Annotated in this window: 14 protein-coding genes; 8 read left to right on the forward strand and 6 right to left on the reverse strand. The window is 61.4% G+C overall.

Going from position 1 to position 12,589, the window contains the following annotated elements:
* Positions 1 to 8 precede the first annotated feature (8 nt).
* Positions 9 to 440: a tripartite tricarboxylate transporter TctB family protein gene (locus ACR0IM_RS10615; RefSeq protein WP_480592065.1), complete on the reverse strand. Its 432-nt coding sequence runs from the start codon at positions 438 to 440 to the stop codon at positions 9 to 11.
* 70 nt (positions 441 to 510) lie between these two features.
* Positions 511 to 1,479, reverse strand: coding sequence for a Bug family tripartite tricarboxylate transporter substrate binding protein (locus ACR0IM_RS10620; protein WP_480592063.1), 969 nt, complete (start codon positions 1,477 to 1,479; stop codon positions 511 to 513).
* A 147-nt stretch (positions 1,480 to 1,626) separates the two neighbouring features.
* Here ACR0IM_RS10620 and ACR0IM_RS10625 point away from each other — a divergent pair, with 147 nt between their 5' ends.
* Genes ACR0IM_RS10625 through ACR0IM_RS10635 form a run of 3 tightly spaced genes read left to right on the forward strand, consistent with a single transcriptional unit; the run spans position 1,627 to position 4,713 of the window.
* Positions 1,627 to 2,298 carry a response regulator transcription factor gene (locus tag ACR0IM_RS10625; RefSeq protein WP_480592061.1) on the forward strand — a complete coding sequence of 224 codons (672 nt, stop codon included), beginning with the start codon at positions 1,627 to 1,629 and terminating at the stop codon, positions 2,296 to 2,298.
* Positions 2,291 to 3,682: a sensor histidine kinase N-terminal domain-containing protein gene (locus ACR0IM_RS10630; protein ID WP_480681857.1), complete on the forward strand. Its 1,392-nt coding sequence runs from the start codon at positions 2,291 to 2,293 to the stop codon at positions 3,680 to 3,682. Before ACR0IM_RS10625 ends, ACR0IM_RS10630 begins: the two co-directional genes overlap by 8 nt.
* The gene (locus ACR0IM_RS10635) at positions 3,679 to 4,713 is read left to right on the forward strand and encodes an ABC transporter substrate-binding protein (RefSeq protein WP_480681859.1); all 1,035 of its coding nucleotides are present in this window, start codon (positions 3,679 to 3,681) and stop codon (positions 4,711 to 4,713) included. The genes ACR0IM_RS10630 and ACR0IM_RS10635 overlap by 4 nt, the downstream gene beginning before the upstream one ends.
* Here ACR0IM_RS10635 and ACR0IM_RS10640 read toward each other — a convergent pair.
* Genes ACR0IM_RS10640 through ACR0IM_RS10650 form a run of 3 tightly spaced genes read right to left on the reverse strand, consistent with a single transcriptional unit; the run spans position 4,710 to position 8,292 of the window.
* Positions 4,710 to 6,242 (reverse strand): heme biosynthesis HemY N-terminal domain-containing protein, encoded by a 1,533-nt coding sequence (locus ACR0IM_RS10640; protein WP_480681861.1) that lies wholly within the window; start codon positions 6,240 to 6,242, stop codon positions 4,710 to 4,712. The genes ACR0IM_RS10635 and ACR0IM_RS10640 overlap by 4 nt on opposite strands.
* Positions 6,243 to 6,252: 10 nt before the next feature.
* Positions 6,253 to 7,512 (reverse strand): COG4223 family protein, encoded by a 1,260-nt coding sequence (locus ACR0IM_RS10645; protein ID WP_480681863.1) that lies wholly within the window; start codon positions 7,510 to 7,512, stop codon positions 6,253 to 6,255.
* A 54-nt stretch (positions 7,513 to 7,566) separates the two neighbouring features.
* On the reverse strand, positions 7,567 to 8,292 hold the full coding sequence (locus ACR0IM_RS10650; RefSeq protein ID WP_480681865.1) for a uroporphyrinogen-III synthase: 726 nt from the start codon (positions 8,290 to 8,292) through the stop codon (positions 7,567 to 7,569).
* An 85-nt stretch (positions 8,293 to 8,377) separates the two neighbouring features.
* On the opposite strand from ACR0IM_RS10650, the gene tsaD reads away from it, so the two are divergent.
* From tsaD to ACR0IM_RS10670, 4 genes are read left to right on the forward strand one after another with little or no spacing between them, the layout of a single operon-like run.
* The gene (gene tsaD, locus ACR0IM_RS10655) at positions 8,378 to 9,475 is read left to right on the forward strand and encodes a tRNA (adenosine(37)-N6)-threonylcarbamoyltransferase complex transferase subunit TsaD (protein ID WP_480681866.1); all 1,098 of its coding nucleotides are present in this window, start codon (positions 8,378 to 8,380) and stop codon (positions 9,473 to 9,475) included.
* Entirely contained in the window at positions 9,472 to 10,434 is a 963-nt protein-coding gene (locus tag ACR0IM_RS10660) for an NAD(P)H-dependent glycerol-3-phosphate dehydrogenase (protein ID WP_480681868.1), read from the forward strand. Before tsaD ends, ACR0IM_RS10660 begins: the two co-directional genes overlap by 4 nt.
* Before the next feature lies 1 nt (position 10,435).
* A complete protein-coding gene (locus ACR0IM_RS10665; RefSeq protein ID WP_480592044.1) occupies positions 10,436 to 10,705 on the forward strand; it encodes a YciI family protein in 270 nt (89 codons plus the stop codon).
* Positions 10,705 to 11,127 carry an EVE domain-containing protein gene (locus ACR0IM_RS10670; protein WP_480641437.1) on the forward strand — a complete coding sequence of 141 codons (423 nt, stop codon included), beginning with the start codon at positions 10,705 to 10,707 and terminating at the stop codon, positions 11,125 to 11,127. The genes ACR0IM_RS10665 and ACR0IM_RS10670 overlap by 1 nt, the downstream gene beginning before the upstream one ends.
* A gap of 224 nt (positions 11,128 to 11,351) precedes the next feature.
* Here the strand turns inward: ACR0IM_RS10670 and ACR0IM_RS10675 are convergent, their stop codons facing one another.
* Positions 11,352 to 11,693 carry a DUF2853 family protein gene (locus tag ACR0IM_RS10675; RefSeq protein ID WP_480641436.1) on the reverse strand — a complete coding sequence of 114 codons (342 nt, stop codon included), beginning with the start codon at positions 11,691 to 11,693 and terminating at the stop codon, positions 11,352 to 11,354.
* Between the two features lie 198 nt (positions 11,694 to 11,891).
* On the opposite strand from ACR0IM_RS10675, the gene ACR0IM_RS10680 reads away from it, so the two are divergent.
* On the forward strand, positions 11,892 to 12,539 hold the full coding sequence (locus ACR0IM_RS10680) for a DUF899 family protein (protein ID WP_480592038.1): 648 nt from the start codon (positions 11,892 to 11,894) through the stop codon (positions 12,537 to 12,539).
* The last annotated feature ends 50 nt before the right edge of the window (positions 12,540 to 12,589 follow it).

The following is a 12,589-nucleotide window of genomic DNA, read 5'->3' on the forward strand; positions in this document are numbered from 1 at the left end:
CCTATTCCTCAGAACCCCAGCGGGCCGCGGGCCAGCGAAAGGCCCAGAACCAGATGGAAAATGACGTAGATGCCGACGGACGTGCCGACACCCACAAGCACGCTTTCGATCAGGCCGGACCCCAGACGCCAGGCCAGATAGGTGGCGGCGAATGCGGTGGCGATGACAAAGCCAAGCTCGGGCAGCAGTTCAGCGTAAAGGATCATCATGACCACGGCGGCGCCGACCTCGACCAGACGGCTCAGCGTGGGCCATTCGGGCTCGGTATCCGGGCGCAGGGCGATGACGATGCTCGACAGGCCCAGAATGGCGGCGATGATCAGGGGGAAGGCTTTGGGTCCGACGGCATCGGACAGAAAGCTCTCCTCGATCGCCAATGCGGAAAAAGCAAATCCGATGGCGAGTAGCAGTCCGACGACCCCGAAGATACGGTCACTCATCGGTGTCTCCTATTGTTCGGGTAAATGGGTCGATCCGGGCACGGCTGGGTGCCCGGATCGCTGTGAGTGGTTATTTGATGATCCCGATCTCTTTCGAGATGGTCTGGATCTGACCCACGGATTCCGCGACAAAGTCCTGGAAGGCCGCGCCCTGCAGGTCCAGCGGGGCGAGACCGTTGGCAGCCATCACCTGTTTCCATTCGTCCGAGGCATAGAGGTCACCGATCTTGCCGACCCAATCGCCATAGGCCTCATCGGTCATACCGCCAGGAGCGTAGAACCCACGCCAGTTGGCACCGATGGCGTCAACGCCCTGCTCCTTGGCGGTCGGGAAATCCGCGAATTCACCGGGCAGCCGTTCGGGGGCCAGCACCGCGATCACCTTGATGTCACCGGAATCGACGAAACCTTTGGCCTCGGAGATATCGCCGGTGAACGCCTGAACCGATCCGGCCAGCAGCTGGGTCACAGCCTCGCCACCGCCGTCAAAGGCGATGTATTTGACCGAGCGCACATCGTCGATGCCATAGGCATTGGCTGCGATCAGAACCTTCAGGTGGTCCCATCCGCCCACCGCGGACCCGCCCGCAACCGACACCGAAGCCGGGTCCGCCTTGATCTGGTCCAGCAGTTCCGGCAACGTGTTGACCGCACTGTCAGCGGCTACGGCAATCACGCCATAGTCGGCCCCGATGGCGGCAAGCCAGCGCACCTGTTCCATGGTGTTGCCCGGATAGGCCCCCTGCGCCAGGCGGGTCGCAGTGGCCGCGCTGGCCGCAACGATCAGCTCGTTATCTTCGCCGCGCTTGTTCACCACTTCGGCAAAGGCCACGCCACCGCCGCCACCGGCAAGGTTCACCACCTGCATGGTCTGGTCGATCAGGCCCAGATCCTGCAGCGACTTACCCACCTGACGGCAGGTGAAATCCCAGCCACCGCCGGGGTTGGCCGGGGCGATACATTCCTGTGCGCTGGCGGCCACGCCGGACAGGGCAAAGACAGCAGCTGCAATTGCGCCACTGGTTCCAAACAGTTTCATTCGTGTCTCCTCCTTGGTCTTTTTGGGCCACATTTCAGCGGCCGAAACCGATCCCCGCAGGCGCGTGTCCTTGCAGGTCGTATCTGTTTACCGAATAATGCTGTCACGAACCTGTCACGGTTCCTGCGTCCGGCTTTGGGAGGGGTCATGCGCGTTTTGATGATCGAGGATGCAGAGGATCTGGCCGAGGGTGTCGTGGCCCATCTGGCCCGCTCCGGCGTGGTGTGTGATCTGGCAACCACCGTGGAATCCGCCCGCGATTTCCGTGCGGTACAAAGCTATGATGCCATGCTGCTGGACATTAACTTGCCCGACGGGTCCGGCCTGAACTTCCTGGGCAAGATCCGAGCCTCGGGCGACCGCACCCCAGTGCTGATGCTGACCGCGCTGACCTCGGTCGAGGATCGCGTGGCCGCCTTGGACAAAGGCGCCGACGACTATCTGGGCAAACCATTCGATCAGCGCGAGTTGGAAGCGCGGCTGCGCGCCCTCGTCCGCCGGGACGCTAACCGCAAGAGCGAACAGATCACGCTGGGTCCACTGATCTACGCCCCCAAGGATCGCAGCGCCACGCTGGACGGAAAGCGCCTGAACCTGACCGCACGCGAGGCCGCCGTGCTGGACGAACTGATCCGGCACGAGGGGCAGTATCTATCGAAAACGCGGCTGTATGACTCGCTTTACGGGTTCGAAGACGCAGATGTAGGCGAGAACGCGATCGAGCTGTATATCGCGCGCCTGCGGAAGAAATTCACCGGCAGCACAGTCGGCATCACCACCCAGCGCGGAGTGGGCTATCGGATCGGTCTGGATGGCTAGACTGCTCATGCCCCACAGTCTGACCGCCCGTGTTCTAAGCGCGGTGATGCTGATCCTGATACTCGGCGGCTGCCTTGTGGCGCTGTCGATCTGGGCAAATGGACGATTGGCGGCGCGGCAGGCTTATGACCGCCTGCTGCTGGGCGCAGCCAGCGACATTGCAGAATCCGTGCGCATACAGGATGGCGAGCCGTTTGTGGATCTGCCGGTCTCGGCCTTTCAACTGCTGGCGCAGGCCCCGGATGACCGGATATTCTATGCGGTGCAGGTGCCCGGTGGTCCGTTCATCACCGGGCTGGACCGCGACACGGTGATCGAGGTACCACAGCAACCCGGCACCGCACCCTTCTACTTCACCGCCGACCTGAACGGAGAACCCGCGCGCTTTGTCCGTGTCGCCCGCCTGTTTGCCGAACGGGATTTCTCGGGCGAGGTTGAGGTGCTGGTCGGCCAGACCCTGCGCGCACGCCAGTCCATGACCGCCGGGCTGATGCGCGACGCGCTGCTGCCTATGGCCGTCGCGGGTATTTTGCTGCTGGTCATGTCGTGGTTTGTTACCCGTTCCGCCCTGCGCCCGCTCGAGGCGCTGTCCGAAGACCTCACCCGCCGCGATCCGCATGACCTCACACCGATGGCCAGCGCCGGGTTGCCGCGTGAGCTGCAGGTGATGCTGACCGCGATGAACCGGTTCATGGGGCGATTGGACCGGCAAGTGGAGACGATGCGCAACCTGATCGCCGACACCGCGCATCAACTGCGCACACCCGTCGCTGCGATCCGAGTACAGGCCGAGATCGCGCAGGACGACCCCGACCCCCCGGCCCGCGCGCGGGCATTGGATCGGTTGCTAAGACGCACGCGGTCACTGGGCACTTTGCTGGATCAGCTGCTGTCCCGCGCCATGGTGATCCACCGCATCGACAGCGCACCCCGCCGCCCCGTTGATCTGCGCGAGGTGGCGCTGGATGTGCTGGAACAGAGCGATCACGAACTGGTTGCGCCGGGCGTTGAGGTTCGGCTGGAAATCGGAGAAACCCCGGTGCTGGTGAATGCCGATGCCTTTTCCCTTGGCGAGGCGGCCAAGAACCTCCTGGGCAACGCATTGCGGCACGGTGAACCGCCGGTCAGCATTGGCGCGAAGCAGGAGGGCAACCACGCCGTTCTGTGGGTCCGCGATCACGGCCCCGGCCCCGCCACGCCCATCGCCGATCACGTCGGAGATCGGTTCAACCGCACCACCGGCTCGGGCGAGGACAGCAGCGGGCTGGGCCTGTCCATCGTGAAATCTACCGCCGAGGCTTTTGGCGGCACGGTTGAGATGGTCCGCGACGAAACTGGATTTCGCGCGGCACTCAATTTTCCGGCCACAAGGGGAATAGAATGATCCGCGTCCTGTTGTTCTGCCTTCTGTTTGCTCTGCCCGGCACTCTGCGCGCGCAGGAAGCCACGGCCAGCTTCGGCGGTGGAGACGACCCGATGCTGATCCGGTCAACCACCGATATCGCCATCATCGCTCCGGTTCTGGAACGGTTCGTCGAGCTGAATCCCGACCTGGTGATCAACTACGAGCAATGGGGCTCGAACGCGCTGTTCCAGCACAGTCGCACCGTCTGCAAGGGCGGTCAGGCTCCCGCCGATGTGGTGTTTTCTTCGGCGATTCAGCAGATGGTGTGGCTGGTCAATTCCGCCTGTGCCCACCGCTACCGCTCGCCCCGGACCGAGGCGCTGCCGGACGCGCGGCGCTGGCGCGATGAGCTTTGGGGCATCACCACCGAACCCGCCGTCATCGCCTATAACAAAGTCCTCCTGGACGACCAGCACGTCCCTCGCAATCGCTTTGCCCTGCTGGACGCGATGCGCACGCAGCCCGAACTGCTGCGGGGCCGGGTGGCGACTTATGACATCGCCGCCTCGGGCCTTGGGTATTTGTTCGCCTATGGTGACAGCCTCGAGGCTACAACCTTTGGCTCTCTGATCGAGGGGTTTGCCCGCATCGATGCCGTGGCCACCTGCTGTTCGTCCGAGATTATTCGCGACGTGGCCGAGGGCCGGTTCCTTATCGCCTATAACGTTCTGGGATCCTATGTGGCCAATGCCCATGCGCCGGGCGTGGGAGTGATCCTGCCCGAAGACTACACGCTGGTCCTGTCCCGCGCCTTGATGATCCCGGCGCAGGCGGGCAACAAGGACGCCGCAACCGGGTTTCTGGATTTTCTGCTGTCTACCGAGGCGCAGAGCCTGCTGGCGGCCTCGGGCCTTGTTGCCCAGATGGATGCGGCTGAAACCGGCCTGACACCCAGCGCCCGCCGTTTTATTGCACTGTCCCCGGCGCTGCTGGTCGCACGGGACCAGAACCGCCGGGCAGAGCTGTTCAAACTGTGGAACGATGCCTTTGACGTGGAAACCGCGCGCTAGGCCTGTTTCTCGACCACCGGCTCTCCCTCGGCATTGACCGCCGGTTCGACATCGGGCCGGACAGGTTCCGCCTCCATCTCGATAACCTCGGGCTCGACTATCTCTTCGACTTCTTCGATTTCGGGCTCGGGTTCGGGCTCCTGTTTGTCCTCAAGCGCGCCGACAATCAGCGGCAGCATGTGAACGCCGGTGGCCGTTGCGATCTCGGGCGTTCGCGGGGTCTGCCAGCTGAGCGTGTCAAAGCTGTGGCAGTTCTGACAGACCGGGCCCCATTCGGCCTGAATGTCATGGCAGTTGTCGCAAACCCATTGCGGCCCACGCGGCGCGTTCAGCGCCTTGGCCAACCAGCCCTGCACCACGGCGTCCGAGGCACCCTCGCCCCGTTCAATCGCCGCCATCAGGGTGTAAGCGCGCGCATCGGCCTGTTTTTCCACCACATCTCCCAGCGCCCGGCGGGCTTCGGGGAAATCCTCGGCGACGATGTTCAACTCGGCCACGATCAGACGGGTTTCCGGGTTTTCCGGGTGAATGCGGGTCAACGCCGCAAAGCGTTTGATCCGCGCCTCCGGCGTTTCATCCGGTGAAATCTCGGCAAAGGCATGGGCCAGATCGGGATGCGGATGCACCTCCCACGCCTTTTTCAGGATCTTGGTGGCGGCGCGCGGCTTGCCCTTTTTGATATAAGCGCGTGCGGCCATCGCGGCGGCCGGCACCAGATCGGGCGACAGGCGGTTGGCCTCAATCGCGTGTTCCTGCTGTTCTACGGTGGCACCCTCGGCCAGAATATCCTTGGCTTCGGACAAGGCCAGCACCGCATCGCGGCGCTTGAACACGTCGCGCGGCAGATGACCGGCCTTCAGCTTGGCGGTCAGAGTCGAACGCGCGCCGGTCCAGTCCTGCGATTTTGTCTGCAGACCCAGCAGGATATCCTGGCTCTCGGCATGGCGCGGTTTGATCGCCAGCGCCTTTTCGGCCAGCTTGCGGGCGGTGTCATCATCGCCTTCGGCCAGTTTCTGTTTCATGATGCCGCGCACCCCGACAAAGCGGGTGGCGTTGTTGGTGACCAGCTTCTTGTAGGTATCTGACGCCTTTTTGGTATCGCCGTTCATTTCGGCCGCCTGCGCGACCAGAAGATTGGTCAATTCCGGCTTGTTCAGCAGCTTCTCGGCCTTGTACGCCTTGTTCATCGCCACGCGCCCCTCGCCCGAGGCCAGCGCCATCAAACCATCGGACAGCGCCTGATAGCCCCGCTTCTCGCGGTTGCGGTCGAAGTAACGCGACAGGGCGGTTTCATCCCCGTTGAGGAATTTCAGTGTCGCGATCAGCAGCGTCAGCAGTTTGAAGAACACCCATATCAAAACAACCAGCACGCCCAGCGCGATCACCGATTGCAGCGGCCCCAAGGTGAATTCCTGACCCCACGCCGTGATCTGCACGCCGCCACTGGTTTCCATCAGGAACATGGCGCCTATGGCCAGCAGGCCGATAATCGCTACAAAAACAAGGATCTTTAACAATGACCACAGCATGGCAGGTCCTTCAGTTCGAGTTTACGCTGGATTGCAGCGCATTTGCGGCATCCACGGCGGCCTCACGGGTCTGGGCCGCCTGTTCCCAACCGGCCAGTGCCGCCTTTGCCGCCTCGGGCAGGGATTTTAGTTCGCTCAACGCCGCAGCGACATCGCCGCCCGCCAGAGCAGCCTCGGCCCGCGACAGCACCGCGTCGGGGCTATCGCCCTCTTGCGGAGTGACCGAACGCGCGCCGGTCTGGCGTTGCAGAAACGCGACCAGACCCGTGGTCTTGTCCGCATCCCGCGCATCTGCAAGGGCAGTGCGGGCTGCGGGCGTGAAAGACTCCCGCAGCGCGGCCAGGGAGGCAACGCCTTCTTTTGCCGGGGCCGTCAGTGCCTCTGGTACGGTCACACCACCGGCTGCCAACTCGGCAACCAGACTTTCATAAGGCTGACCCGCGTCCAATTGGCTGTGCACCTGAGACAGGATCGATGCATTGGTTGCCGCCTGCGCCTTGGCAGCGGCCTGCGCCTCGAGCGCCTGCGCGTCCGAGACCATTTTCTCGACCTCGGCGCGTTGCGCGGCCAGCGAATCCTGCAGTTTCTTCAACTCGGCCTCAAAAGCGGCTGACACTTCGGGCGATGCACCTTGCGTCAGCGCACTGCTTTCCAGATCGCTCAGGCGGCCGGCCAGAGGATCGATCTTCCCCGCAAGCCCGTCGAGGCCGGATTTCACCGCGTTTAGTTCCGCGCTGAGTGGCGTTATCTGATCTGTCAGGGCGGCGATTTTGCTGTCCACTTCCGAAGTGTCTGAACTGTCGGCCAGCGATTTCGAAAGTGCCTCGATCTGGCTGGACTGATCATTGAGTTTCGCCTCAAGCGCCGCAAGGCCATCAGATTCGCCTGACCCGAAAAATCCCGCGCTGCCTGCCGCAAAACCGATCCCGGCCGCAAGTACACCGCCAAGCAGGGCTGGCACAAAGCCGCCGCGTTTTTCCTGTTCAGGTTCGGCGGGTTTTTCTGCCACCGTCGCAACGGGCTCTTCCACAACCGGCTTGACGGCCGCTTCGGCTTCGGCTTCGGCTTCGGCTTCGGCTTCGGCTTCGGCTTCGGCTTCGGCTTCGGCTTCGGCTTCGGCTTCGGCTTCGGCTTCGGCTTCGGAAAGGACCTCTTCTACCGGCTCAGCCGCGTCAACAGACGCATCGTCCTGGGTGGAAACAGTTTCAACCGCTTCGTCCGACTTGGGGTCTTCCACTGGCTTTTGATCGGTTTTTTTCTTACGAGCCACCGCAACATTCCCCTTATCGAATCCAATTTCACATGAATAACAGGCCACTCTAGGTTAATCGGTGGTCTCGCTGCCCTCAACCCGCATCGCATGTTTCACAAGCTTTTTAACAGCTTTCTGCATTGTCTTCGGGGTCGGCTCCTTGGCGATCTTCAGGTGCGCATAGTCCAAGGAATAAAGGGGTTCCGCCGTCGCTTCGCTGATTGCGACGAGCCACAAGGGTGCCGTACCGGTCCAGATATCGGCAAATTGTCGCGCCGTTCTGGGTGAAAACAGGGGCGCAATCACCGGTGTATCTCCGTCGGCGGTCGCGGCAGCCTCGGGTGTCAGCGGTAACAGGCGCTGCAGATAGACAGGCTGTTCGCGCACGGTCAAACCCGACTCGGTAAGGCGGGTGGCTATATTGCCCCGGCTGTGCTCGCCGCGCAGATGCAACAGCGGACTGTCTGGCCGGTGTTTCAGCAGATAGGCCACCAGTTCCTCGGCGGTTGTGCCGACCATCTGCGCGTCCCATCCGGCCACTTTTGCTGTACCCGTCGTCGCAGGGCCGACACAGAAGGCGGGCATGTCCCGTGCCAGGCCAAGGGACACGGCGGCATTCACCGCATTGGCCGAGGTAAAGATCAACCCCTGAAAACCCTGCGTGTTCACTTTGACCGGCAGAGGTCTGATTTCGAGGATCGGGGAATAGATGACCTGGACCCGGGATCTGGTGCGGGTCGGCAGCTGCGCAACGAATCGTTCAGAGGCAGCACGCGGGCGGGTCATCAGCAAATACAACAGTCGGCGCCTTCCGCCTTGGGATTGTTTGCGTCCGCGCAGGGTGATACCCCGCTTGGCAATCAAGGTGTAGCGGATCGAGCCAATGGTGCAAACACTTACCGTCCTCGGACTGGAAAGCAGCTGTGACGACACGGCCGCCGCCGTCGTGCGCCAATCCGACGGCGCCGGGGCTGAAGTGCTGTCATCCATCGTTCATGGACAGACCGAGTTGCACAGCACCTTTGGCGGTGTGGTCCCCGAGATCGCTGCCCGTGCCCATGCGGAAAAACTGGATATATGCGTGGTTCAGGCGCTGGAGGCCGCGGGTCTGACTTTGGCTGATATGGACGCCATCGCGGTGACCGCCGGGCCGGGCCTGATCGGCGGCGTTATGTCCGGCGTCATGTGCGCCAAGGGCTTGAGCGCCGCAACCGGCCTGCCGTTGATCGGGGTAAACCATCTGGCAGGCCACGCCCTGACGCCGCGCCTGACAGACGGGATCGCGTTCCCTTACCTGATGCTGCTGGTATCGGGCGGGCATTGCCAGTATTTGATCGCCCACGGGCCGGAGCAGTTCACCCGCCTGGGCGGCACCATTGACGATGCACCGGGCGAGGCCTTCGACAAAACCGCGCGCCTTTTGGGCCTACCGCAACCCGGCGGTCCTTCGGTCGAGACCGAAGCGCGGTCTGGCGATCCCAAACGGTTCCGCTTTCCCCGGCCGCTGCTGGACCGGCCCGGATGTGACCTCTCATTTTCCGGACTCAAAACCGCGCTGATGCGGATGCGGGACCAGATCGTCGCCGAGAAGGGCGGCCTGACCCGTCAGGACCGCGCTGATCTGTGCGCTGGGTTCCAACAAGCCATCGTGGATACTCTGGCCGAGAAAACCCGCCGCGCAATGGATCGGTATCTGGAGGAAAACCCTTCAAGCCCGGTGATTGCCGTGGCGGGCGGCGTGGCCGCTAACTCCGCCATTCGGTCTGCGTTAGAGACTGTTTGCAGCGAGAAAGGCGCGTGTTTTACCGCCCCGCCTCTCTCCCTTTGCACTGACAACGCGGCCATGATCGCCTATGCCGGGTTGGAGCGGTTTCGCACGGGCGCCCGCGATGGTCTGGACCTGACGGCCCGGCCCCGCTGGCCCTTGGACCAAACCAGCCCCGCCATGTTGGGCAGCGGCAAGAAAGGCGCAAAGGCATGAGTGTTTCTGTTCTGGGATCAGGGGCTTTTGGAACGGCGTTGGCAATATCGCTGGCAGGAAACGGGCCGGTAACCCTGTGGGCGCGGAATGCGGATCAGGCCAATCTGATGCAAACCACCCGCGAGAACGCTGCGCGGCTGCCCAATGTGAGTTTGCCGGAAGGTGTCTCGGTCACCTCTGATATCACTAAGGCCGCTGACAGCCAGATGCTGCTTGTTTCGGTTCCCATGCAGAAATTGCGCGCAGCATTAACCGAACACGCTTCGGCGCTGGCCGGAAAAACGCTGGTCGCCTGCTGCAAAGGGATTGAATTGTCCACGGGCCTCGGGCCCATTTCCGTGATCCGTGAAACCATCCCGGACGCGCAACCCGCTCTTCTGACCGGGCCCAGCTTTGCCGATGACATCGCGCGAGGCCTACCCACGGCACTGACCCTGGCATGCGCCGATGACGCCCTGAGCCAGAACCTGCAGCACGAGTTGACCACGGCCAACCTGCGCCTTTATCGCACAACCGATGTCGTTGGGGCCGAACTGGGCGGCGCGTTGAAAAACGTCATGGCCATCGGGTGCGGGGCCACCATCGGGGCGGGCCTTGGTGACAGTGCCCGCGCCGCCCTGATGACCCGCGGGTTCGCCGAAATGCAGCGGTTCGCCCTGATGCGTGGTGCACGACCCGATACGTTGATGGGCCTGTCAGGGTTGGGGGATCTGGTACTGACCTGCTCGTCCGAACTGTCCCGAAATTACCGTTTTGGCCTGAGTTTGGGTCTGAATCGCCCCTTTGACAGCCATACGACCGTCGAAGGTGTCGCCACGGCCCGCGCCATGTCCAAGATCGCCGCGAAAGAAGGGTTGGACATGCCTATCAGCGCCACGGTGGCAGACCTGAGCCACGGCGCCTACAGTGTGGCGCAAGCCATCGAAACCCTGCTCAACCGCCCCCTCAAGGAGGAATAACATGCTGATTGCTCTCATCGCCCGTGACAAGGACGGCGCCCTGCAAACCCGGCTGGACAACCGCGCCGCCCATTTGGCCTATATCGAGGAAACCGGTGTTGTTTCTCAGGCCGGTCCGTTGCTGGACGGAGACGCGATGATCGGCTCTCTGGTGATATTGGAGGTCGAAGGCATGTCGGCCGCCGAAACCTGGGCCGAAAACGATCCCTATGCCAAGGCGGGGCTGTTCGATTCCGTCGACCTGATCCCCTGGAAGAAAGTGATCGGCTGATGGCGTACTGGCTGTTCAAATCCGAGCCGTCGACCTGGAGCTGGGACCAGCAGGTTGCCAAAGGGGATGCGGGTGAAGAATGGGACGGCGTGCGTAACTATCAGGCGCGCAATTTCATGCGGCAGATGGCGGTTGGCGATCGCGGGTTCTTTTACCACTCGCAAAAGGACAAGGCGATCGTCGGTATCGTCGAGGTCTGCGCCGAGGCCCATCCCGACAGCACCACCGAGGACGAACGCTGGGAATGCGTGGACATCAAGGCGGTGCGACCGTTCACAACGCCGGTGACTCTGGACCAGATCAAAGCAGATGAGCGCCTGGCCGAGATGGTGCTGGTGAAGAATTCGCGCCTTTCGGTTCAACCGGTCAGCGAGGCGGAATGGCAGGTAATCTGTGCCCTGAGCGACACGCAAGCGGGCTGATCAAGAAAAAAGGGAAGGCTCTGACGGATGCAGAACCTTCCCTACCCCCGCGTGCTCCCTACTCACCACACGCGTATGGAAATCTCTGGTTCTGACCGTCCTGGTCACACTTTGACCCTAGCCGGGTTTCAGCAAGCATTTCAAATACCAAGTCTTTAAAAAATAGCTCAAATACGAAACGCCCGCCGATGGGGAGGCGGGCGTTTCAATTGAAAATGAACAGTTTAGCCGTAGACGGCTTCTTTGCCGAAATGCTTGGTCAGCATGTAATAGACCACGGCGCGGTGTTTGTTGCGCTCGGACATGCCATAGGTTTCCAGCACTTTATTTATGGCTTCCATCAGTTCGGGCCCATCAGCCAAGCCCAGTTTCTTGATGAGGAAGTTGTTCTTGACCGTCTCAAGCTCGCCTTCTTGCGTGGCCGCAACGGTTGACGCGTCGGCGTCATAGATCGCCGGACCACAGCCGATGGTAACCTTGGTCAGCAGGTCCATATCAGCGTCCATCCCGCATTTTTCTTTCAGATCTGCAGCGTATTTGGCGATCAACTCGTCGCGTTTTCCCATTGTCATCTCCTGGTTCAATATTGGTTTCTGGCTACACCAGCGCCGCGAACACGGTAACGGGTGCGAAAAATAGCACAAAGGGAAAATTCTCCAGCATTCCCCCCAAAAATCACGCGGTACATCCTCGGCTTGATTTTCGCACGACATTATTTAACAATTAAGTTAAATGATGTTGCCACTTGGAATCAGGAGGACAAAATGCCCGTGTCGCTACCAAATGAGAGCCCGCAATACAGAGCTGCCCGAAACACCTTGCTGAAGGCAGAAACCGAACTAAGAGCCAGTGTCGAGAATGTCGCAAACCTGCGGCGCAGCCTTCCCAAAGGAGGGGAGGTTCCGCAGGACTATACTTTCAGATCAGAACGGGGTGAGACTGTAAAATTGTCTTCTCTGTTCGGTTCTCATGATACGCTGGCCGTCTACTCCCTCATGTACGGTCCGGAAGCACAGTCGCCCTGTCCCATGTGCTCAGCCTTCCTGGATGGGTTGAATGGGCAAGTGACGCATATTTCCCAGAATATTGCCTTTGCAGTAGTGGCTCAGAACACACCGGATAAACTGGTTGGTCTCAAAACCAAGATGGGATGGAGCGATCTGCCGCTCTATTCCGCACTTGGTACAGACTATCAGCACGACTATCTGGCCCAGGCTGAGGACGGAAGCCAATTACCGATCCTGAATATCTTTCAACGCGATCAAGGCAGTATCACTCATTTCTGGAGTTCTGAGCTGTTTTTTGAGCCCAGCGAATGGCATCCGCGGCATGTGGATGCGGCCTGGCCCCTGTGGAACATACTGGATTTCACTCCGCAGGGCCGAGGTGACTTCATACCATCGCTACGCTGACTGCAAAAGAAAACGGCGGCCAACCGGCCGCCGTTTCATTTCCGACAGAA

The organism is Ruegeria sp. BF6 (assembly GCF_056538665.1).